Origin of the sequence: Pedococcus sp. NPDC057267 (assembly GCF_042668795.1) — a bacterium.
Lineage (GTDB): Bacteria > Actinomycetota > Actinomycetes > Actinomycetales > Dermatophilaceae > Pedococcus.
Genome location: NZ_JBHUYG010000003.1, coordinates 72,037 through 93,717 on the forward strand (window position 1 = coordinate 72,037; position 21,681 = coordinate 93,717).

At 71.0% G+C, this 21,681-nt stretch carries 23 protein-coding genes; 1 reads left to right on the top strand and 22 read right to left on the bottom strand.

From position 1 onward, the window contains the following. Nucleotides 1-16 precede the first annotated feature (16 nt). The 10 genes from ACFUC1_RS01555 to ACFUC1_RS01600 all read right to left on the bottom strand — a co-directional run bounded on the left by ACFUC1_RS01555 (nucleotide 17) and on the right by ACFUC1_RS01600 (nucleotide 9,729). Nucleotides 17-466, bottom strand: a complete 450-nt coding sequence (locus ACFUC1_RS01555; protein WP_379116135.1) for a hypothetical protein — start codon at nucleotides 464-466, stop codon at nucleotides 17-19. A 104-nt stretch (nucleotides 467-570) separates the two neighbouring features. Continuing rightward, on the bottom strand, nucleotides 571-2,136 hold the full coding sequence (locus tag ACFUC1_RS01560) for a peptidoglycan DD-metalloendopeptidase family protein (RefSeq protein WP_379116136.1): 1,566 nt from the start codon (nucleotides 2,134-2,136) through the stop codon (nucleotides 571-573). Nucleotides 2,137-2,152: 16 nt separating this feature from the next. After that, entirely contained in the window at nucleotides 2,153-3,472 is a 1,320-nt protein-coding gene (locus ACFUC1_RS01565) for an ATP-binding protein (protein WP_379116138.1), read from the bottom strand. Between the two features lie 213 nt (nucleotides 3,473-3,685). Then, nucleotides 3,686-5,191, bottom strand: coding sequence for an SCO6880 family protein (locus tag ACFUC1_RS01570; protein WP_379116139.1), 1,506 nt, complete (start codon nucleotides 5,189-5,191; stop codon nucleotides 3,686-3,688). Nucleotides 5,192-5,221: 30 nt separating this feature from the next. Continuing rightward, the gene (locus ACFUC1_RS01575) at nucleotides 5,222-6,673 is read right to left on the bottom strand and encodes a type IV secretion system protein (protein WP_379116141.1); all 1,452 of its coding nucleotides are present in this window, start codon (nucleotides 6,671-6,673) and stop codon (nucleotides 5,222-5,224) included. A gap of 3 nt (nucleotides 6,674-6,676) precedes the next feature. Then, a complete protein-coding gene (locus ACFUC1_RS01580) occupies nucleotides 6,677-7,525 on the bottom strand; it encodes a hypothetical protein (protein WP_379116142.1) in 849 nt (282 codons plus the stop codon). After that, the gene (locus ACFUC1_RS01585) at nucleotides 7,525-7,818 is read right to left on the bottom strand and encodes a hypothetical protein (protein ID WP_379116144.1); all 294 of its coding nucleotides are present in this window, start codon (nucleotides 7,816-7,818) and stop codon (nucleotides 7,525-7,527) included. Before ACFUC1_RS01585 ends, ACFUC1_RS01580 begins: the two co-directional genes overlap by 1 nt. Next, entirely contained in the window at nucleotides 7,815-8,687 is an 873-nt protein-coding gene (locus tag ACFUC1_RS01590) for a hypothetical protein (RefSeq protein ID WP_379116145.1), read from the bottom strand. The genes ACFUC1_RS01585 and ACFUC1_RS01590 overlap by 4 nt, the downstream gene beginning before the upstream one ends. Next, on the bottom strand, nucleotides 8,684-8,884 hold the full coding sequence (locus ACFUC1_RS01595; protein ID WP_379116147.1) for a hypothetical protein: 201 nt from the start codon (nucleotides 8,882-8,884) through the stop codon (nucleotides 8,684-8,686). Before ACFUC1_RS01595 ends, ACFUC1_RS01590 begins: the two co-directional genes overlap by 4 nt. 50 nt (nucleotides 8,885-8,934) lie before the next feature. Continuing rightward, the gene (locus tag ACFUC1_RS01600; RefSeq protein ID WP_379116148.1) at nucleotides 8,935-9,729 is read right to left on the bottom strand and encodes a hypothetical protein; all 795 of its coding nucleotides are present in this window, start codon (nucleotides 9,727-9,729) and stop codon (nucleotides 8,935-8,937) included. Between the two features lie 551 nt (nucleotides 9,730-10,280). On the opposite strand from ACFUC1_RS01600, the gene ACFUC1_RS01605 reads away from it, so the two are divergent. Next, nucleotides 10,281-10,505 carry a DUF2188 domain-containing protein gene (locus tag ACFUC1_RS01605; protein ID WP_379116149.1) on the top strand — a complete coding sequence of 75 codons (225 nt, stop codon included), beginning with the start codon at nucleotides 10,281-10,283 and terminating at the stop codon, nucleotides 10,503-10,505. Nucleotides 10,506-10,547: 42 nt separating this feature from the next. Here the strand turns inward: ACFUC1_RS01605 and ACFUC1_RS01610 are convergent, their stop codons facing one another. The 12 genes from ACFUC1_RS01610 to ACFUC1_RS01665 form a co-directional block, all read right to left on the bottom strand. Beyond that, on the bottom strand, nucleotides 10,548-10,868 hold the full coding sequence (locus ACFUC1_RS01610; RefSeq protein ID WP_379116150.1) for a hypothetical protein: 321 nt from the start codon (nucleotides 10,866-10,868) through the stop codon (nucleotides 10,548-10,550). A gap of 66 nt (nucleotides 10,869-10,934) precedes the next feature. Continuing rightward, complete coding sequence (locus ACFUC1_RS01615) at nucleotides 10,935-14,201, bottom strand: LysM peptidoglycan-binding domain-containing protein (protein WP_379116151.1); 3,267 nt, start codon at nucleotides 14,199-14,201, stop codon at nucleotides 10,935-10,937. Next, on the bottom strand, nucleotides 14,198-14,704 hold the full coding sequence (locus tag ACFUC1_RS01620; protein ID WP_379116152.1) for a TadE/TadG family type IV pilus assembly protein: 507 nt from the start codon (nucleotides 14,702-14,704) through the stop codon (nucleotides 14,198-14,200). The genes ACFUC1_RS01615 and ACFUC1_RS01620 overlap by 4 nt, the downstream gene beginning before the upstream one ends. 4 nt (nucleotides 14,705-14,708) lie before the next feature. Next, the gene (locus ACFUC1_RS01625) at nucleotides 14,709-15,164 is read right to left on the bottom strand and encodes a TadE/TadG family type IV pilus assembly protein (protein ID WP_379116154.1); all 456 of its coding nucleotides are present in this window, start codon (nucleotides 15,162-15,164) and stop codon (nucleotides 14,709-14,711) included. After that, a complete protein-coding gene (locus ACFUC1_RS01630) occupies nucleotides 15,161-15,487 on the bottom strand; it encodes a TadE family protein (protein WP_379116155.1) in 327 nt (108 codons plus the stop codon). The genes ACFUC1_RS01625 and ACFUC1_RS01630 overlap by 4 nt, the downstream gene beginning before the upstream one ends. Before the next feature lie 101 nt (nucleotides 15,488-15,588). Continuing rightward, a complete protein-coding gene (locus tag ACFUC1_RS01635) occupies nucleotides 15,589-15,789 on the bottom strand; it encodes a hypothetical protein (RefSeq protein WP_379116156.1) in 201 nt (66 codons plus the stop codon). Between the two features lie 83 nt (nucleotides 15,790-15,872). Further along, nucleotides 15,873-16,787 carry a type II secretion system F family protein gene (locus ACFUC1_RS01640; RefSeq protein ID WP_379116157.1) on the bottom strand — a complete coding sequence of 305 codons (915 nt, stop codon included), beginning with the start codon at nucleotides 16,785-16,787 and terminating at the stop codon, nucleotides 15,873-15,875. After that, on the bottom strand, nucleotides 16,784-17,662 hold the full coding sequence (locus tag ACFUC1_RS01645; protein ID WP_379116158.1) for a type II secretion system F family protein: 879 nt from the start codon (nucleotides 17,660-17,662) through the stop codon (nucleotides 16,784-16,786). Before ACFUC1_RS01645 ends, ACFUC1_RS01640 begins: the two co-directional genes overlap by 4 nt. After that, the gene (locus tag ACFUC1_RS01650; RefSeq protein WP_379116159.1) at nucleotides 17,659-19,101 is read right to left on the bottom strand and encodes a CpaF family protein; all 1,443 of its coding nucleotides are present in this window, start codon (nucleotides 19,099-19,101) and stop codon (nucleotides 17,659-17,661) included. Before ACFUC1_RS01650 ends, ACFUC1_RS01645 begins: the two co-directional genes overlap by 4 nt. A gap of 128 nt (nucleotides 19,102-19,229) precedes the next feature. Continuing rightward, a complete protein-coding gene (locus tag ACFUC1_RS01655) occupies nucleotides 19,230-20,030 on the bottom strand; it encodes a hypothetical protein (protein ID WP_379116160.1) in 801 nt (266 codons plus the stop codon). Nucleotides 20,031-20,033: 3 nt separating this feature from the next. Next, a complete protein-coding gene (locus ACFUC1_RS01660; protein ID WP_379116161.1) occupies nucleotides 20,034-20,750 on the bottom strand; it encodes an SAF domain-containing protein in 717 nt (238 codons plus the stop codon). Between the two features lie 20 nt (nucleotides 20,751-20,770). Further along, nucleotides 20,771-21,679, bottom strand: coding sequence for a hypothetical protein (locus ACFUC1_RS01665; protein WP_379116162.1), 909 nt, complete (start codon nucleotides 21,677-21,679; stop codon nucleotides 20,771-20,773). Nucleotides 21,680-21,681 lie beyond the last annotated feature (2 nt).

Sequence of the window (21,681 nt, forward strand, 5' to 3'; positions counted from 1 at the left end):
AACTCGCAGTGCCATCTCAGCGTCCCTTCGCGTACAGGTCGGGCCGGACGACGGCGGCGACCTTCCTCAGCCTGCTGCGCCCGAGCAGCTTCTCGGCCTCGTCCCGGGTGGCCATGCCGTGGATCCGTCCGGGCCCCCAGCGCTCGAGGCAGACCTTCGACACCCAGCCCGTGAGGATGAGGAACAGGACCTCGACGACCGCGACCCACACCCGGACGGCGGTCGACCCAGCCAGGCCAGCGGCTCCGCGGCCGAGGCCCGCGCCCGCATCGCCACCGAGGATGCCGGGCACGCTGGTGAACAGCGTGTCCCGTGACGGCAGCGTGAGACCGCCGCCCGCGAGGAGGTTGGCGACGGTCCGACCGGCGTGGACTCCGAGGACCAGCAACAGGACGACGGCGACCACCGCAGCCACGGGGATCTCCCAGGTATACGGGTAGGGGTTGGTTCGGCGTGCTCGTTGCATGTGATGCTCCCTTCCTGCCCCCCAATGCCCTGATGTCCCCCTTCGGGTGGTCACGGCGTCAGCCTCAAGGCGTCCGCGGGATTCGACCTCGACGGCTGCCTGTTTCAGGCGGCCGCACGAGTGGGCTGGTCGGACACGTTGCCGACCCGCCAAATCTCGAAGATGTTCTTGGTGCTCGCCTTCTCGGCGTAGCTGCCGTAGGTGACCCCGCGATCGCTGCTCATCGCCTCGACCGTGCTCTGCTTGCTCGGGTCGAAGACCATCGCGACGTGCCCGATCGTGTTGGGTCCGAGGTAGGAGTCGTAGAAGATCAGGTCACCTGGTCGGGCCTGCTGGGGCTGGACCCGGAAGCCGTTGCCGGCCGCTAGCCAGTCGCGCTGGGCACCGGCCGTCCGAGGGGTGGTGATGCCGATCTGGGAGTACGCGGTCTGCGTGAACGAGGAGCAGTCCCAGGCGTCTGGCCCGTTGGCCCCCATGACATACCGGTCGCCGACCTGTCCGACGGCCCAGGTGAGGACCGTCCGCAGACGGTCGTTGGTGAGCGGCGGAAGGTTCGGATTTCCTTGTCCCGGACCGCATTCGCTGGTGCTCCCCAGGACGGTGCCGCCGCCGTAGGCCGCGGCGTAGAAGAGGACATCGTTGACGTACCAGTCGGTGTGGTTGTAGGCGAAGATGGCTGCCCGCACTCCCGCCGGGCCGCTGGTGACCCCGGACTTGGTGAGGTAGTTCGCCGCGGACATGGCGCTGTCGGCGTCGTTGTTGATGTCGGCGCGGCCGTCACCGTCGCCGTCGACGCCCATCGTCGCCCAGGTCGCGGGCATGAACTGCATCAGGCCCTGGGCGCCGGAGGAACTGGTGCCGGTGAGGCGGCCATGGGCGGTCTCTTCCATCCCGATCCCGGCCAGCAGGGTCCACGGGATCTTGTATCGCGCGGCGGCCGCGACGTAGAAGCCCTTGATCTGCGCCGGGATCGGCTGCGGCGGGTTGCGCAGCGATGCCTGCCTGGGTGAGCCCGGCGTCGGCAGGGGGAAGCCGACTCCGCCCTCTTGAACCTCCTCGCCGGCCTGCGGCGTCCAGCCGGCGACGGCTTTGCCGTTGAGCGGGGCGCCGTGAGCAAGCATCCAGGGCACCGGGTCGACCGGTGTCCCGCCGATGCGGATCTCGAAGTGGAGGTGGTTTCCGGTGCTGTCGCCGGTGGATCCCTCGACCCCGAGCTGCTGCCCGGCCGCGACGCTCTGGCCGGCGCGGACGCTGAGGGAGGCAAGGTGCGCGTAGCGGCTGACCACATGCGCCCCGGCCTCGTCGACGTGTTCGACGTCGACGACGTCGCCGTACCCACCTCGGGTGCCGGCGAAGGTGACTCTGCCGGCCCCGATCGCCACGACCGGTCCCGGGCCCGGCTGGGACACCAGGTCCTGCCCGGTGTGCATTCGCCACTCGTGGAAGATCGGGTGGAACTCACGGCCAAAGCCCCGCTGCCCCACGGTGTAGGCCTGCGCGAACGGTGGGCGCCAGTCGCCGGTGATCGGTGTGATGCCGCCGCAGGCGACCGTGCGCAGCTGTTCGGCGGCCGCCGGAGCGCTCATCGTCATCACGACCAGCGCCACCGCCAAGGGCAGCCCCAGCATCAGCACGAGGGCCGGGACGAGGACCAGCGCGAGCTTCTTCATCAGGTGACGACCCCTGTCAGGCCGCGCCGACGATGGCCTGGTTGGTGAAGGTGAGCTCCCGCTCGACGGGGTGCAGCACGGTCTGCACCTTGTAGTGCTGCTCCCCCACGCACCACAGGGCCCTGCCCTTGCCCTGCATCGCCCACCCGGTCACCAGGTCGCGCGCCATCGGCCCCAGGCCGAGCATGTTCTCCAGCTCACGGGCCACGCCCAGGTCCTGGCCGTGCAGGATCTTGACGTCGGCCAGATGCAGGAGGTCCTTGGCGATCGCCACGGCCTGGGAGCCCGTATCGCCGGCCGACAGCAGATCGGATGGCTTGTGGGCGACGGCGAACTGGACATCTCCGTCCCGCCGGGACAGGCGCAGGTCGGCGTCGAAGGACTTGACCGCCTCGGGGCCGAGCCGCAGCTGCTTCCAGGATTCGTCGCGCACGACCACGCGCAGCTCGCCCGGGGCCGCCATCTCGCGCATGCCCCGGCCCCAGGAGTTGAGACAGGTCAGCGCGATGCCGATCGCCTCGTCCCCCAACGGCTCGAGGCGGGACAGGCTCAGGGACTGGATGGGTGCGGACCAGTCGACGTCGATGGTGGTGTGGTCGTCGAACAGCCCCGCCAAGGCTCCGCCGACGAGCTGGCCGAGCGCATCGCGCAGGAGTCTGGTGCCGTCGAGGAAGTGACGCTCGTCGGCGTAGCGGCATGACGTGATCAGGTCTGGGGTGGGGTTGTCCAGGCGGTGCCAGAGTTGCGGGATCGTGGTCTCGGTCAGCTGGGACTGGCCCACGGCGTACCCGGTGAGGGTTTGCAGGGCCGCCTTGACTACCACCTCGTCAGTCGGCCCGAACGGGACCCGCTGGTCCCCGATCCGCTGGCTCCCGACGAGGCCGCGGACCAGGGTCAGCCACCGCCCGAAGACGACGGCGGCGCGACCCTGCGCCTCGGCGGCGCCCAGCTCCGACCACCCTTGCAGCAACGGTCCGAACGCCAGCGGGTTGATCCGGGTGGGCAGCCCGTGGCCGATCGCGAACGGCTCGACCCCGAAGAACCGGCACAGCCCTTCGTACTCGTCCTTGGGGTCCCCGAGCACGAGGATGCGGTATCCGAAGTCGGTCATCCGCAGGCAGAACGCCTTGGTGTTCGCGGACTTCCCGCGGCCGGGCTTGCCGAAGCTGAAGATGTTGGGGTTGGTGACCGGGACGTCGTCGTCGAGGACCCAGCCGTTGGGGTCGGCGTAGAACGCGCCCCCGGAGAGCATGTCGATCCCCATCTGGGCGCCCGTCGGCGGGAGCCCGGGGGTTGAGATGAACGGCCACAGCACCGGCGCCTGGTCGGAGGTCATGCGCCAGTTGGAGACCGGTGCTGACGCGGGCGCCCAGCCGGCGTCGCGCCGGCGGGTTCCCCGCCGCGACGCGTGCCGGAACAGGCGCGGCTCCTTCGCTCCCGGTTCCGCCACTGGGGCCCCGGGCAGGTCGTGACCGAAGTCGGCCAGGAGCCGGGAGACGGTGCGCCCCTCGTCCCGGCGTCGCGATGTGCGGGCTGCTCGATGCATGGGTCAGTCCGCCTTTCGGGTGAGGCTGACCCCCAGGGGGACGGTCGACGCGGCGAAGCCGAGGTCCTGGGCGAGGTCCAGACGCAGCGGCGCGAACCCGGCTCGCCGCACCGACGCATCGAGCCGCCGGCCGAACTCCGAGACCCTGGCGGTCTTGGGCACCGTGACGGTGCAGACGGCATACGGCCGGGTCAGGGAGTTGCCGCGGGCGAGCTTGGTGTCCAGTCGCCGCACCTTCTCCGCCTCGTCCCGCGCCTTGGCGTTCTGCTTCACCTTCGCCTTGGCCCGCAGCTCCTCACCGATGTCGGCGGCCCATTCGCTGGTGGCGCTCTGTCGGCCGGCCGCCGACTGGCTGAGGATCGGGTAGGCCACCATGAAGGAGCGCCGCTCCCCCGGCTCGGTCGGGGTCAGCACGGGAAGCAGCGCTCCCATCGCGGCGCCCTTCACCGGGAGTTTGATGGTGGAGCTGACGCTGTTCCACGCGTCGTGGCTGTAGTGCCTGGCCGCCGGGTCGGCACCTGAGGGTCCCGCCATGGCCCACGGGACGTCGGCGTTGACGGCCGGGTCGTGCTCGCGGGCTCCGAGTGCGTCGATGATGCCGGCACGGTCACCGGGGGCGAACCCTGTGCGGGAGGCCAGCGCGAGCTCGGGACTGGTCAGCCACTTGACGCTGGTCATGCCCATCCCGCCGCGCAGCTGCGCCTCGATCTCGCCCAGGACGCCGTAGATGACACGGGCGCGACCTTCCAGCCCGCCACCTGACTCCTTGGCCTGCTTGCCCAGCCGGCCCTCCGGGATGACGACCGTCACGAACGACTCGGTCCGCACGCTTGCCCGGGTCAGGGTCTGCTGAAGCTCGTCGTTGACCTGGCGGACACCGCGGGAACTGCCCGGGCGACGATGCCGCGCGAGCCACTGGTCCCGCTCGGCGCCGTCCTCGGGCACGGTGCGGACCAGGAGCAGGATCTCGTCGATCAGCTCGGTCTGCGAGGCCATGTCCAGCAGCTCGCTCAGGCCCCGTCCCTGCCGCTGCCGTTCGTCGATCTCGCGCAGTCCGATCCCCGGGTGGACGACGGCGGCGGTCACTGCCCAGGTTCGAGTGCGGTGGTTCTGGATGATCGCCACCCGTGAGAACGATGCCCCCTGCGGTGGGCCGTCGTGGATCTGCACGCCGCCCAGCGCTCCGGGCAGGTCGGCGTCATCGAGGGAGTCCACCTGCCCCCTCGTTGCCTTGGAACGGAAGCGGGTCCACCCCGCCAAGCCACCGGTCGCGAACGACAGCGACGCCGCGACCCACCCAAAGGTGGACCGGCCCCGCACCGGGGTCACGGTTACCGCGGTGATCGTGACCCAGAGCAGGAGGAACAGCGCCGCGGAGATCCACGCGCCGGCCTGGATGGACCAGAACACCGGCATGGCGGAGAGCGCGACGACGGCCAGCTGCCATCCGGAGAGCCCGAAGAACCACCCGATCCGGGCCCTGCTGTAGTCGCTGTAGATGACGCTCATGGGACTCTCCTAAAGGGTTGGGGTGGGTGATCAGACCGGGACGATCGGCACCGCGGCCGCGGCGCCGGCCGCTTCTCCGCCTGCGGCCCCGGCTCCTCCTGCCGGCCCGGCCCCACCGGGGCCGCCCGGGCCGCCGGCACCGCCTGGGGCGGCGGTGGGCGCCGGCGCGATCCCGGCTGTGGAGGGCGGAGTGATGCCGATGTCGGGGGTGGGGTCCGGTCCGGAGCCGTTGATCTCGGGGTTGTCGTCGTCGGCCTGCTTGCTGCCGCGGTTCTGGCTCGAGTTCTTCTTGGCCTTGCTGAAGTCCGGGACGTAGTTGTTGTGACCGACACCCATCTGGTTGGTCACGTCGGCGGCGACGGCTGCTCCGCGTGATCCGATGCTTCCCATCGCCCCCATGCCGGCACCGGCGGCCTGCCCGACCGCACCGCCGAGCTGGCCCATGAGGCCGCGGGCGCTGGAGCTGAACCGGGCGCTGGTGGAGTCCTCTCCGGAGCTCTCGCCCTGGGATCGGCCGTTGGCGTCGGTCGTCGACGCGGCCTCTGAGCCGCTCCGGCCCTGGCCACCGCCGAGCAGACCGCTGAGGCCGCCCTGTGCGGCCAGCCCGGCCCGGAGCGCGGACCCCGAGCTCGTGCCGGGGTCGACGAAGGCGAGGAGCTTGAACAGGGCCAGGGGGCTGAAGCAGCCGATGCAGATCAGGACCACCCCGGGCACCGCCGTTCCGATGGCCTTCTGCAGGCTGTCGGTCATGCCGGTGGCGACACCCGAGGTCATCTGCACCCCGATGCCCAGCACCAGGATCATCACCACCGGGGTCAACGCCGCAGCGATGAACCAGCGCAGGCTCTTCCAGAACCAGCTCCGCCCGGCATCGCTGACCAGTCCGCCAGCGGCGATGGGGGTGGTGGCGGCCAGCACCATCAGGGCGCCAGCTCGGGTGAGCATGACCAGCAGGTGCCCGATCGCGGCGAACACCATGAAGATCCCCATGAACCCCAGGACGGTGGCCACGGTGCCGTCGCTGATGTCCTTGGTGGAGATCTGGGCGCCGAGCGGGTCGAACTGTGCCCACTTGTCAACGTGCAGCAGCTTGGACATCAGCGCACGGGTGAGGCCGCCGCAGGCCGCGACGATGAGCACCGCGAGAGCGATCCAGCCGGCCCACACCATGACGAACTGCCCGGTTCCGACGAAGACCCGGGCCATGGACTTGCCGTCGCGCCGGGCCGCGGTCAGGGCCAGCTGGACCATGGCTAGCAGCAGCATGAGGGCCCCGGCGATCCAGAACGTCATCTGGTACACCTGCGCGCCGGGCCCGCCCTCGCGCAGGTCGGGGACGGTGAAGGCGTCGACGATGGTCAGGACCAGCTTCAGCAGCCACAGCCCGGCGTTCCAGAGGCCGAGCATGGCCGCGGTCCAGCCGTCCGCGACGACCTTGCCGGCGGCCGAGCCGAGATAGGTGAACGGGTTGAGGAAATCCATGGGTTACCTGCTCCCGGTGTCGTCGCTCGCCCAGGTGCGCCAGCCGGCCTTGAAGGCGATCTCGGTTCCAGGCCAGGTCGAGGGCGCGGTCGCTGCGGGCGCGCCGGGCGCGATCATCCACCGGCCTGCGGTGGTGTTCTCGCGGGTCGGCTCGGGGTGCCATTGCATGCGTTCGCAGTACCCGTAGCCGATCCGGGCCTGCGCGGTGATCGTGGCCCTGACGTCCAGCAGGACGCAGGCCACGACCCAGTCCGGCCCGTCCGTGGCCTTGACCTGCCCGGCCGCGGGAGTGGCGGTCACGGCCACGGTGGGGTCCTTGCTTTGGCCCTGACCGGCGCTGGCCAGGAAGCTCTGGACGTTCTTGGTCAGGGGCCAGGTGGCGACGTCGGGGGCGCCGCGTAGGGCCCACTGTGCGTGGACGTCGTTCACCTGGGGGATGGACATGGCGTGCAGGACGGTCGTCTCGATCGCGGCCAGCTGGGCCACCGCCCCCTCGGGCGTGCGCGGGAACCCGGTCGGCACCTGCACAGGTCCCGCAGCAGTGGCGGGCGGGACCTCGATGACCGGCCCGGTGACGGCGGCGGGGACGCCGCGTCGGGCGTCGTCGGGGGCCACCTGCAGCATCGGGGCGGCCGCTGCTTGGTCGCGGTAGCCCGGTCCGCTGCCCGTGGTGGTCGGCTTCGATGTCGTCGCCGGCGTGGAGCTGGCGTCCGCGCTCTTGAGGCCGTAGTAGAGCGCCAGGACCAGGCCGGCAACGAACAGCAGGGCCGCGGCGGCCCCTGCGGCGAGGGTGGCCAGCAGACGTGACCGGCCCCACGCGTCGCTGGCGCTGTTCTGGCCGGCGCAGCTCATCAGACGCACCCGGTCCCGGTCATGGCGCGCACGATGCCGGGCAGCACCAGGTAGCCGATCACGGCGAGGAAGACGACGACCACGCCGACGATCCCGGCCTTGGACGCGTGCGGCATGCCGAAGATGCGGCCGGCGACGATCGCGCCGATGCCGACGACGACCCCGAGCACGAACAGGATGATCGTGCCCCACAACACGTAGCCCATGAGCTGGTCGGCATACCGCTGCGCCCCGGGCGGGGCGACGGGGCACACCTGCGGGAGGGTGGCGAGCTGGCGAGTGAGTGTCTTCATGACGGGTCTCCCTTCGTGGTGTCTCCGGCGCTGCTGGCGTGGAGGATGTGGTCCGCGGCGGTGAGCAGCGGGGTGGGCAGTGCTTCGGAGTCCAGGCCTCGCACGGCGAGGCCTCGGTCCACCGGGAGGACGTGCAGTGCTTCGTGCTGGTCCAGCTGGCGTGTCAGTGCGCCGAGGCTGTGCTCCACGCCGCGGGGCCACTTGCGTCGTGGTGATCCGAGGACGGCTCCGATGACCGGGCTGCCCTCGAGCAGGGCCAGCGCCCCTTCCAGGCGCCGCAGGCCGGGAATGGTGGCTGTGGTGACGGCGACGACAGGGCAGGGCTGGAGCACCCGGTCGGCGAGCCAGCAGGGGCTCGCGAGCAGCTGACCCAGCTCCCAGCCCACGTCCAGGACGGTGAGGCCGGTCGTGGCGGCTGCGTCGGTGGGGAGTGGCACTTCGTCGGGGCTGATGAAGATGTCGCTGCCCCGCTCGAGGAGGACCGTGCCTCGAGTGCCTTGCAGCCACCCGCCAGACGGGTGCTGACCCAGCTCCGCGGTGGAGGCCGGGGCGAGCCCAGAGGCGGTTACCGTGCAGCACTCGATCACCCGCGCCCCCGCGCTGGCGCCGACGGTGGCGAGGCTCAATGCCAGGGTCGTAGCTCCGACCGATCCCGCGCACCCGACGACGGGAAGCACGACCTCGTGCGGATCCCACACCCGCGCGTCGCTGGGCTGCCGTCGGGCCGAGATGGTCGCCGGGGTCGTGGGTGCCTCAGCCTCTGGGTGTCGCCGGTAGTCCCCGGCCTGCACGGCCCGCCAGGCGCGCTGAAGCTCGTCGACGCCGACCGCGGCCCGGGGCGGGCAGGGGTGGGTCGTCTGAGCGGTCACGGGACGCTCCCCTCCCCCAGCGCGGACCTTCTGGCCTGGAGGGCGGCCCGCAGGCTTGGGGCGTCCAGGCGGGCCAGGGCGACGCGCGCGGCCTGCACCTGTTGCAGCCTGTCCACGCACCCGGCCAGGTCGGCCAGCGCCTCGCCTTCGCTGTTGGCCACGTCGAGCAGGCGGCTGAGTTCGGTCTCGTCGGTCATGGTCATCACCCCGTGGCCCAAAGCCGGCACGTCGACAGCTGGTGGACGCCTCACGCCGAGGCCCGCTGCTGGGTGCCGCACACGGTGCGCAGCGCGGACACGGACCGGGCGGCACGACGTCGCACGGTGCGGGCCGAGACGCCGAGGTCGGCGGCAACGGCTTCGGAGGCCGCCGGCGCCATCAGCCCGGCGTGCCCTCGACCGGAGCGGGCCGGGCTGGCCAGGTCCGCGGCATGCGCCAGGTCCAGCAACAGGTCGCCGTCGGCGCCGGTCACTGCACCCCTGCTCGTCGCGAGCTCGAGGATCTCTTGCAATTCCTGTTCGGGTGTGGGTTCGGCTGGCTGGCGGTCGTGCGCGGTCTCCGTCCACACCTGCGCGGTGGGTGGGAAGGGGATGGTCCGGTCGCTGTGCTCGCCGAGGCCGAGGTCCCGGATGACGCCCTTGCGGGTGTTCATCAGGATGTTGGCGGCCACCTTGTGTCCGCGCTTCCAGGGGAAGGTCCGGGCTTCGACCCACAGCTGCGCGGCGAGGATCTCGTCGACCCGTGGGCTGAGTCGCCCCAGGCGGAAGGCGAGCAGGCTGGCGCCGGGCAGCAGCACCCAGGCCAGGGCTCCGGTGGCCGCCACGTCGTCCCCGCCGTCGGGTGCCGACAGCTGCGCCAGGGCGAGAAGGACGCGGTCGGCGTCGGACCAGTCGGCTGCCCGCAGCCAGGCCGGCAGGTCGGCGAGCTCGCCGACGACCCGCAGTTCGGGGTGGGTGACCTGCCAGCCGGCCCAGCGCTGGCCGGCGAGGGCCAGAACCTCGCTGTCGGGGTCGGCCAGCCCCAAGTGTGTTGCGACGCTCATCTCCAGTTCCTTCCGCCGTGTGGACACGGCCCAGAAGGTCTCGGGTGGACGTCCCCCAACTCGTCCCCGGCGGGCGCCGCGCGATGGGGGGTACGTGGCCCGAGAATGTGGGGGTACAAGCCGCTGACCTTCGTCGATGCTTCGTCCCCCAACTTCTTGGAACTCTTTCGGCCGGAGGGCTAGCGTTCGTGGTCGCGGGCCGCGTCGTGAGCCGTTGTCGGCCGGAGACCGGCGCTCCGGAGCCATGCCGGCTCCTTTCCTGTCCCGCTACGGCGTCTGGGCGCTTGCCGCTTGTCGGTCGGCGTGCCGCTTGTCGGTCGGCGTGCCGCTTGTCGGTCGGCGTGCCGCTTGTCGGTCGGCGGGGTTGCGCTGTGCGACCAACCGGGCGGCGTCACTCGCTGAGGCTGGCTCGGTGCGTGTCCCGTTCAGCGCAACCGGAAGCGACACGACACGGGTCAGGTGGCCCGCCCGGTTCATGGGCGAGAGCGTTCGGTCGCTGGCATGCTGCGAGCAGATGGCGGCGCGGGGTCGCCACTGGCGTAGGAGTTTCGATGGCCAAGGGTGATGTGAGCACGTACAACGAGGACGGCGTGTGGAAGTCGAAGGTCGAGGGCAGTTCGCGAGCTGCTCACACCGGTGGGACGAAGGCTGAGCAGACGGCAGTGGGCAAGAAGATGGCGCAGGACCGCCGGGTGGAGCACACCGTCAGGAAGTTGGACGGGACCATCGGGGAGAAGAACTCGTACGGGAACGACCCGAACCCGCCGAAGGGCTAACCCGCACCACGCCCACCCTTAAGCCCGTCAGGTGGTGCTGGTTCAGAGATCGGCCTGTTCGCCGGCCTCGTCGTGCTTGGCTGCTGCGCCGTCGTGCTCTTGAGCTTCGGTATCGTGGCCGATGACGCGGTCGGCAGCGGCGGCGCGGCGGTGGGCGTTGGCCGCGCGGTGGTGTGCGGCCGCGTTGGCCGCGGTCGCGCGCTCCTTCGCGGCGGAAGCCGCCTGCTGTGCTCGTTCCACGTCAGCTGGGGTGAACGGTGTTCCGTCGTACAGCTGGTCGACGCGCAGCCCAGCTTCTTCGGCTCGTTGCCGGGCGGCTGCAGCCCGTTTCGCCGCTTGTTGTCCCCGCTCGCTGCCGCCCATGGCTCACTGTGTCACGCGCGGCCCTCGGGACTCGTGGCAGCGATAGCGAAGTCGTTGTGATTTGCGTCAGCCGGCCTTGCGAGTCCGCTCGTGCCAGTCGCGGGTGGTGATGATTCGCTGGGTCCGTTCCGAGAGCTCAGGTGGGGCGTCCTCGTCGTCGGTGCGGTTGCACACCTCGTCCCGCAGGATTCGGCCAGCCTCGCTGGGGTGTCCCTCGGCGTCCGCGACGGCGGCCAGGTCCAGCCTTGGAATCTCCTCATCCGGTGCGGCAAGCGAGGCTGTCTCGGCCGCGAGCCGGGCTTGGCGGGTATCCCCGGCCTGGAGGCTGTACGTGGTGACGAGGTGCGCGACGTCGACGATGGCACAGATCATGTGCTGGTCGAGGCGGTCGCCCTCGGACAGGAAGGACCATCCGCCGTCGCGCAGCCGGTCGAAGGGGCGGCCCTGCACCAGTCGAAGCGCCTTGCGCAGGTCCTCGACCCCCTCGGGTCCACGGGACTCGCCTCGGACGCGGAGGCGGCGGAAGAGGTCGGCGTCGACGAGGAGGTCGAGGACCTGGTACACGCCGACGCCCCTAGCGACCGCGGCCGGAGCCTTGCGCGCGTCGGGCAGGTGGTCTTCGCCGGTCCGGGGGTTGGTGCCGAGCCAGTCCCGCACGATGCGGACGTAGTCGCGGGCCTTGGCGGGAGTGATCGTGAACGCGTCGGCCAGCTCCTCGGGGGTTGCGCCGTGCGCCCGGGTCGCCAGGTATGCAAGCACCTCCGTGTAGTAGGGCTTGCGCTTGGTGACCGGGGTGCCCCGGGTTCGCGTGCCGACGGGCCCGAGCAGGGTCAGCCGGGGCAGAGGGCAGTCCTCGTCCCACCACATGGCCAGGTCGTCGTCGAGGGTGGGGTCGGCGTCGGCCACGGCCGTCCGCACCCGCTCAGGCACCTTGGGGGCCAGGGCCTCGAGGTCGTCCTGTGTGGTGGCGCCGTTGCGCAGATAGTCCTCATCGTCGTGCTCCAAGAGCGAGACCGCCTGGTCGTCGACCTCGAGGGCCGGGTCGTGACGGGCGATGGTGTGCTCTTCCCGGAGGGCGCCGGCCTCGTCGGACCAGGCACGCCAGCCCTCCAGGGCGCTCTGGTCGACCGGCATGGGCGCGTCGTCGAGGGTCTCGCTTTGGGCCAGAAGGGCGGCACAGCCTTGGGCCTCATCACTGGTCAGGCCGACGGCGACCAGGTCGAGGCCGGCGTGCGGGAGGCTGACCCGGCCGTTGTCGGTAACGTGCAGGACCAGGCCCGGGGTGCCCTCGAGGTCGCCACGGACGACCACGGAGGTCCCCGTCTGCCCGGCGTGCTGGTAGACCGTCTCGAGCAGCTGCTCGAGGGCGGCCAGCGAATGGCTCGCGGCTTGCCCTTCGCCAGTCGACCCGGGCTCGTTGGCCGCGTCGACCAGAAGCAGCCGCGCCGGCCAGGTGTCCGCCCCAACCTGGCGGGCGCGGGCGGTGGTGACGTCGGTGCCGGCGTCCACGCTGCGGTCGATCATGGTGATGGCGTCGGCCAAGACCTCCGCCGCCGGGTCGTTGTCGACGTCGGTGTGGACGTGGATCCGGTCGGTGTTCATCGGCGCGACCTCGTGGGCGACACCGAGTAGGTCGACGCGGACCCCGTGCGACCACGGGTTGCAGGCGATCTCGCCGGCCAGGTAACGGGCGAAGTCGCGGCCGAACGTGGTGTCACCGGTGATGCTCAGATCGAGGTCTTCGATGTTGAGCAGCCACACGTGTCCGTCGTCGCCGGCGCCGATGGTGACCAGCAACGGGTAGGGTGCCGGCTGGTCGGGGGCGAGATCTCCGACCTCGCGCAGGTCGGTCCCGGCGGGCAGGGTCCAGTGCCGCTGGTCGACGCTGCCGACCCATGGCGATCCCAGGGGCGCCGGCGTGGACAGGTGCAGGGTCAGAGTGTGCTCGGCGAGCTCCACGGCAGCGAGTTCCGGCATGGGCGCTGTGCCCATGGCGAGCCGCCGTAGGGCTTCGTCCATGACCTCGACGTCGACGCTGGCGGGACCACCTGCCGCGGTGAGTGTCTTCTCGACGGGTGCCAGCAGCGGCTCTGGCGCGGCGATCGTCCGTCCCGGGCGGCGTGCCCGGAACTGCGCCCTGCGGCGGCTACGGAGCGCCAGAAGCATGGCCCCGGCGAGCATGGCTCCCCCACCGGTCAGGCCCGCCAGCATCCACGACGCCATCTGGTGATCGGCGTCCGCCGTGGACTGGGCCTCGTCGTCGGCGGCTGCCGGGGCCGGACCTGGTTGCTCCACGGCCCGGCTTGCCGGTGGTGTGGCCGCTGTCGACTGCGGGACGGAACCGGGGGCGGACGGGGCGGGGGGCTGCGCAGGTGCGGGCTGCTCCGGGGCCGCCGGCACATGGGCCTGGGATGTGGCGGCTGGCGCTGCCGCGTGATGTGTCGGGATGGACAGCTCCCAGCCGGGCAGGATCAGGTCTGGATCGCTGAGGTGGCGCCCTCCGGGCTGCACGGTGTCCTTGGATGCCTCGAAGATCTCGGGGTACTTGGCCGCGTCCCCAAGCTCCTCCTCGGCAATCTCGGACAGGGTGTCGCCGCGCTGGACGGTCACCCGGTGGCTCTCTGCGTGGTCCGCTCCGGTCTGGGGCGTGACGGGTATCTGGAGGACCTCCCCGACGCTGAGGAATCCGGGGTTGGGTCCCAAGACGTCCTGGTTCAGCTCGGCCAGCTCGGCATAGCGGCTGCCCTCCCCCAGGTACCGCTCGGCGAGGGACCAGAGCGTCTCCCCTCGCTCGACGACGTGCTTGACCGTCGCCGGTCGGGCCGGTGCGGTCGGGGCCTGCGTTGAGACCCGCGTGGTGACGTGTGTCGGATCCGGCGCGGGAGTCCGTTGGTCGTCGTCGACCGTGCCGGAGTAGGCGGTGGCGGGGGCGACGGTTGGGGCCGTCAGCTGCGCGGCGTGGGCGGGGGTCCCGGTCAGAGGGGCGGCCGCGAACAGCAGGATCGCTGCCCCCACGAGGCCGTGCGCGGCGGCTTGGGGAGCCTGCAGGCCTCGAAGCCGCGGCACGCTGACGCCGCGGACGCGGGCGAGGACCTCCAGGGCGATGGACCCGGTGAGGAACGCCCAGGCGGCCCACCCGAGGATCTTGAGGGCGGCCAGGGCGAGGGTCCCGTCGTCGGGGCTGGTGAGGGCTGCACGGACCCGCTCGAGGGAGGGCCACGCCTCCGGCAGGGGGTTGCCGCCGACGGCGAGCAGTGTGATCGGCAGGGCGATCACGATGGCGACGATGGCCAGGGCTGCGATCAGGCCGGTGAGCCGGGTCCGAAGGGTCATCGCTGCGCCCCTTCCAGTGCTCGGGTGATGGTTGCCTGTGCATGGCCGGTTACGGTCACACGGTTGATCCCGATGATGCTCAGGAACTTGGTGCTGTAGACCGAGCTGGTGGTGACCTCGATGCTGTCGCCGCCGGTGATCTGGGCGCTGCCGGTGACGTCGCTGGCCGCGAGGTAGGTGCGGGCCGCCTCGGCTGCGCGGGCCGTGTCGGCGATGGCACCTTCGCCGCGGATGGCTGGCGCGGCTTGGAGCTGTTGGCCGGCGACCCGGGCTGCTTGGCGGGCGACGTCGCGGGCATGCTGCTGCGCGTACACCTGCCCGCCCAGGTCCACGGCCATCCCGACGAGGACGATCATGATGAAGGCCGAGGTGACGATCCAGATGGTGATGGACCCGCGCTCGGACGCGGCGGCGTCTCCGCCGATCCGGCGGAATCGGTGCGTGACCCGCGCCGCTGTGAGCTGACGGGTCGAGCCGCCGTGCCTGGCGTGTGTCCAGGGCACGTCCTCACCGCTCCCGGTAGGTGTCCAGCGGCGAGGACATGCTCGCTGTGACGGTTCGGGTGCCTGGCACTCCGGGCACGGACAGGTCGGAGAGGTTGACCACGCAGGTGACCGTGACCCAGATGCTGGCAGGGGTTCCGACGAGGGCACCGAAGCCGCTGGTGTCGACGTCGACGGAGACCCGCAAGCAGTTGACCTTCTGGTTGCTCAGGGCCTGCGCGGCCGCGGCGCGTGCCGTGTCGGTGGCTTGACCCTGGGTCCGCGAGATCGACGCCGACCGTGCGGCCTCCGTCGCGGCCGAGCCGACGGCCTGGTTAGCGATGGCGACCCGGCCGGCGAACACGATGAGCCCGACGAACAGCATGAACGCGGGCACTCCGATGACGGCCTCGATGACCGCCGATCCCCTCTCGCTCTGGATGCGTCGGCGGCAGCGCGGCAGGCGCCCTGCGCGGCTCACTGGGTGATCCTCTCGACAGGAGCGCTGGCGCTCTGGGTGACGGTGGGAGTCCAGCCGGGGATCACGCTGAGGGAGCGGCCGGTGACGGTGACGGTCGCGTTGGTGGTGCTGCGTGAGCTGCGGACCCGGGTGCCTTGGAGCACGTCGTCACCACCGGCGTCGGCGACGAACGCGTAGGCGTCCCGGGCGCCGCCCGACGCGGAGCCGCCAAGTCCGGCGGCCGTCCGGACGCCTTCCTGTGCGGCAGCTAGGGCGACCGTGCGGGCGTGGTAGAAGAGGGCCCCTTGCATCCCGAGGAACATCACCGCGAACAGTGCCGGCATCAGCAGCACCATCTGGATTGAGGTCGAGCCACGTTCCTGTTCCGTGACCGCGTGGAGGCGGTCACGGAACGCGAACCTCGGGAGCCGGTGCATGCGAAGGGTTACCGGATCTCCGCGGCCTTGTTGCGGACGTAGTTGGTGATCGCCAGGACCACGATGCCGACGATCGCGATGACGGCCACCGCCCAGATGACGTTCTCGATCGTCACCGAGCCGCGCTCGGGGTCCTTGGTCGCCTTCCTGATGGCGGTGTCGCGCATCTGGACGCCGAGGGTGTGCAGTGCTGCTGCGAGGTAGTACATGGGCTTCTCCCCTTGGTTTGGTCGGGCTGCGGGCCGCGACAGGTTCGGGTTTGGTCGGTCTGGTCGGAGGGCTGGTGACGTCCTCAGGTGGTGCCTCCGATGACGCGCAGGAGGGCCGGGGCGACGAGGATGGCCAAGAAGATCACCCCCAGCAGGCTCATCGGGATCGACATCTTTTCGCCGACCTCATTGGCCTTGCCCTTCTCGGTGGCGAGCAACGCGCTGCGCATGCCCGAGGAGCGGGCGCGCAGGCTGCGATAGATCTGAGCGCCCTCTTCGCCGGACAGGCGCATGATGTCGGCGAGGTCGTCGAGCTCGGGGAGTCCCAGCTCGAGGGCCAGCCCGTGCAGGGCATCCCACGGCGTGAGGCCGGACCAGCGGGTGCGGGCGAGCTCCTCGCTGAGGCGGCGGAACACCCAGGAGTCTCCGACGCCGGCGGCCACCTCCATGGCCTGCCGTGGGCCGCTCCCGGAATAGCGCTCGAGCGCGACGAAGTCGATGTAGGCGCCCAGCGCACGGCTGAACTCGGCCCGCGCCCTCTTGGCGTCGTCGCGGACGTTGTAGTTGGGCAGGAAGAACATCACGGTGGCCAGGCCGAGGGTCGCGACGGCCGGGATGAAGATCGGCAGACGTGCACCCAGGAGGGTGAAGAACGTGGTCATCAGGGGCGGGATCGCCAGGCCGAGCAGCGCGAACATGATCTTCTCGCCGTAGTAGCGGCTGATCGGCATCCGCAGGATCGCCAGCTCCTTGACGGGGATGGTGCCCCAGGCGCCCGCCGGGAGAGTCTTCATGCCCCAGACGCCCAGCCGTTCGCGAGTGTCGCTGGCCGTGTGCGTCGCCTCAACGGAACGCCGCTTGGCGTGCTCTGGTGAGAGTCGTTGCAGGGCATCGTCCAGATCGGGGTCGGCGGGCGCAAGGCGCCAGACCAGCAGCGCCACGCCGAGACCGACGAGGGCACCTGCGACGAGGGCGAGCTGGAGGCCGGTCGCCATCATCGTGCCGCCTCCTTGGCGGCGGCCCCGATGAACCGGGGCAGGGGCTTGCCGGTCGACATCTTCCGCATCCACAGCAGGGTGGCCACGTACAGGCCCAGCAGGAGGACCAAGAGCATCTGCCCGATGGGGGTGCCGAAGGGGCGGACGTAGTCACCGGTCAGGGCAAGGACGCCCAGCACCGAGATGGTGATGAGGGTGACCCAACGGGCCGTCGACCGGGGCTTGGCCCGGTCGGACTCGATCTCTCGGCGGGCCGCGACATCGGCCGCCGTGGATTCCGCTAGCGCCTCCAGGACGCTGGCCACACCGGCGCCACGGCGGCGGGCAGCCAGGATGAGGTTGCCGGCGATCAGGTCTCCGGTGGCGTCGTTGAGCTCGTCGGCGAACACGCGCAGGGCGTCCTCGGTGGCCCAGCGTGCGCGCAGCCGTGAGGCGAGACGGCTGACCTCGGGGCGGATCGCCTCGGGGGTCGAGCGGAGGGTGGAGATCAATGCCTGTTCGAGGCCGACCCCGGCGGTGAGGATGCCGGACAGCGAACGGGTCCACTCCTCCATCGCCTCGAGCCTGGGAATCTTGCTGGCCGATGGTGGTGCGGACAGCAGGAGGGGCAGTCCAGCGGCCGCGGCCGGAACGAGCGGGATCGCGACGATCCACCCGGTGAGCAACGCGACCACAACCCCGACCGCCGCGCCGACGCCCAGGAGCAGACGAGTGCGTCGGTCGAGCTTGGTGAGCCGACCGAGGACGGAACCCTTCGCGGCTGCACCGCGCTTGGGCACCGGGGGTGGGACAGGGCTGGAGCGCAGGCCGACCACCGCGCCGAGCAGTCCGGCGACGACCAGCGCCCCAGCCACCGCCGGAATGAGCGGGGTCACGACGCTGCCTCGCTCTGCCCGTAGAACTCCTCGAGCGCGAACCCCCACGCGGCCAGGTCCCGGTACTCATCGGGCAGGACTCGTGGCTCGACCTTCCTCCCTCCAGGCGGTGCAAGGAACACCTGCTGGACGGCATACCCCTTGTCGCGCTCTCCGGGCGTCAGCGTCAGGATCTCGGCGACCCAGCGGGAGCGCTGGGCGGTGCCGTCCGCCAGCGGCGTGGTCTCAAGGTGGACGTGCACGATGATGTCGATGCTGGCGGCAATCGCGCGCACCGCGTAGTCGTGGGTGATGTGGGGGCCGGCTTCCATGGCGCAGGTCACCAGCTTGCCGATCGCCCCTTCGGCGTTCTTGGCGTGGGTGGTGGAGATTGAGCCGGACCCGGACTCCATGGCCTTGAGCATGGCCAGGACCTCCTGGCCGCGGACCTCGCCGACGATCTGACGGGACAGGTCGAAGCGGAAGCTGTCGAACAGGGCTTGGCTCAGGGTGAACTCGCCGGCTTGGCTGCCGTCTGCGGCACGCTCCCCCGACCCGGGTCGCGCCTCCCAGGGGAACACGTAGGGGTGCTTGTCCTTGAGCTCGTGCAAGTGGAGCTCGTACTCGGTCTCGAAGGTGCCGATGATCTCGTGCTTGGGGATCTCCGCGCACAGCGCCCGGACAAGGGTGGTCTTGCCGGCGCCTTGGGCTCCGGAGACGACGATGCTGCGACGGGACTTCACGGCCGCGGACAGGAACGAGGCGGCCAGCTCGGTGAGTGTTCCCCGGTCGACCAGGTCGGCGAGCGTGACCTGCCGCAGCCGGTGGCGCCTGATGACCACCGACGGCCGCGGGGTGACCCACGCGGCCGCAGCGAGCCGGGCGCCGCCGTCCAGGCGCAGGTGCAGCCGCGGCTGCGCCTCCGAGAAGGGCCGGGCGTTGACCTCCGAACGCGAGGCCAGGAACACCAGGAAGTCGATCAGCTCCTGGTCGGAGTCGGCCACGGGTGGCCCCGGGATCAAGCGGCCGTCGGTGAGCTCGAGGAACACCGAGTCGCAACCGAAGATGAGAATGTTCTCGACCCGGTGATCGTCGACAAGCGGTTGCAGACGACCAAGCCCGAACAGAGAGTCGTCGATGGCCTTGGCCAGGGAGTCCTGCTCGGCGGCGTTCCACGCCTCCTGGCCAGCGCTCACCCGCTCGTCGTGCTCGCTGTTCAGCAGGTCGAGGATGATCGCCCGGCCGCGCTCTCGTTGCGCCTCCGAGCTCAACCGCCCGCGGTCATCGCCGAGGGCGGCGCTGAGGCGGTCCGAGGCCTGGCCTCGGAGTGCGGTGACCAGCCCCCAGTCGATGTCGGCGCCGTGCCGGTGAATCCGCGGCATGTCAAGGTCGCCGCCGTCGGAGGCCTCCGCCGGTGGGCCGGGGCGCGCCGCGTCGCCGGGGTCGGGAGTGGGCGACATGCTGAACGATCCCCGCACGCGGCCGGGGCGGGGCTGGCGCTGGGGCTCCACAGTCGCGGAGAACAAGGGAAGCGATGTCGGGTCGGAGGGATCCGGCTGTGCGCTCCGGTTGGGCGTGGTGTCGCCGCTCATGCCAATCCTCCGGTCGTCTGGGTGGCGAGCTGGTCGCGGTTCGCGATCACCGCCGACTGGATCGATGTCCGAGCCGCGATGAGGCTCCGAACAAGACGCGAGGAGTCGAACCGGCGCGGCGCCTTGGCGCCCTTGGCGAAGACGTCTGCGGCGGCTGGGTCCCAGGCAAGTGAGGCCGTCACCGGGATCTGCAGGACCTTCTGGACGTCCCGAGCGGAGTAGGGCTCCCCCTCCCCCACGACCAGCAGACCCAAGGACGAGCCGCCCCCGACCCCCTCGAAGCCGGTGCGCAAGGTCTCGGCCCACGAGCGGGCCGCCGACAGGGACACCAGGTCGGTCCTGGTCACCATCAGGGCAAGGTCCGCCGCGTAGATCAAAGGTTCCGGGCTGCCCGCCAGACCGAGCCGACCCGCGTCGACGATCACGTCCTGCCCCATCGCCTCGAGCGCCTTTAGCTCCGACGCCAGGGTCTCCCACATGGGCATGAGGCTGCGCGCCTGCCCGTGGGCTCGGGTGCCCGGCAGAAGCGAGACCGCCGAGGTGGGCGGGCCCGGCATACGAACGGTGGCGTCGGCGATCGCCTCGGTCAGCTGCCCGTGCCGTTGTGCCAGCGCCAGATCGATCAGCGAGTTGGGCGGGGCCGACTCGGCGCGAAGATAGCCGGCGAACACGGCGGACCCGCCTGTCGGGTCGCCCTCGACCAGAAGCACCGGGCGGGACCATGTCAGGGCCAGGCCCAGGGCTGAGGCGGTGACGCCGGGCGAACCGGACGCGGAGAACAGCGCGATGAGGGCCATCGCTCAGCGCTCCCGGCTGTCCAGAACCAGCGCCACCTTGCCGGTCGCCGCGCGGGCCGCCAGCTCGGCCGCCTGAGCCTCTGGCACCTCGAGCGAAACGACGGTCTGCCCGTTCTCGGAGTTCGGGTAGAGCCCGACGACCGTCGCCGCGATCGACACGGGCGGCTCCTGTCCCAGGTCGCCCTGCTGTCCGGGCGTCGCCACGACGCGCACCCGATCGCCGGCGAGGAGCGCCTCGCCGGGCATCAGCGAGGGCGGGAGCGCGACGCCCACCACTGACATGCCTTCGGCGGGCAGCACCGTCTTGGTCACGTTCTCGGTCGTGATGAGGCTGCCGGCGGCCATGTCCATCGCTGCACGCTGGCCCACCAAGCTCCCCATCCGGTCGCCCGGAATAGTCCTCAGCGCGGGATCCAATCCGACCTGGACCGTCATGAGGTCGCCCTGGGTGATCGTCTTCCCCCGGGTGACGGTCTGGCGCAACGCGACCACCTCATGGGTGTTGCTCGTCGACGACCATGCCCACGCCCCCAAGAGGGCGCCGAGGATCACCGCGGCCACCGATGCGGCAACGAATACCGGCCTCCGTCGAAGCTTCGGCGCGGGTGTCACCGGTGCCTGGTCTCCGGCTGCGGCCTTGCCGCGGCGTCGCCTGTCCGGTCGCGCCCCTCGTCCCCCGATTACGGCGGTCTGGTCGGCCTTCTCGGTGGTCATGGTCATGGGTGCCCCCTCGATGCCGCTCAGCTGTTGAGCACCTGGGCCTCGCCCATGGTGATCGTGGTCGTGTCGGTGAAGTTCAGCGGGATCGTGCCGCTCTGGCCGACCCCAGCCCAGGTCACGACCCAGTAGGTCGTCGCCCTCACGGTGTAGGTCCCCTGTCGGGTGTAGGTGTGCCCGCAGGTCGGCGACGACTTCTTGCCGTAGGAGTCGGCGTACGGGGTTCCCGGTCCGGTGCAGGTGACCGTGGCGCCGTCGCCCATCGCCCAGACGGTCCGTTGCGCCTTGGCGGTTGCGGTGACCGTGAACCCACCGGCCGAGGCGGTCTGCGTCTGCGGTCCCCAGGTCGTCGCGCCAGGATTCTGGGCCCACATCCACGTCGGCATCCCGATGATCCCGATGCTGCCCGGGCCGGGCTCGGGCACGATGCCGATGGTAATGGCGCGCAGGTTCATTCTTGCGATGGCCTGCTGGGCCAGTACTCGCGGGTCAGGCGGCGCTCCTCCCGGTGGGGTGGCCAGCCAGATCCAGAAGGTGATGCCCGTGACCATGCTGCCGTCGACCGGCCTGTAGCAGTCGTAGACCTGCCCGGTGGTTTTCCCCTCCCACGCCGGGTCGCTCAGCGGCGGCTGAGGGGCCAGCGCCGTGCAGTAGGCGTTCTGGGCGTTGGACCACCAACCCTTGTCCGAGGAGCACGGCACCTCGCCCGGTGGTGTGCTGAGGCGGTTGAAGCACTTCTGAACCACCACTGGCACGTCGTCGTCACCACCCCCACCGCCCCCACCGCCCCCAGGGTCGGTGATGATGATGATGCACTCCCCCGTCCTCGGCGACGGCTCCGTCCCCGGAGGGCAGTTGATCGGCGGATCCGCAGCCATCGCCGGAGCCGCACCGCCGAGGAGAGCGCCGAAGATCGTCAGAACGATCGCCAACC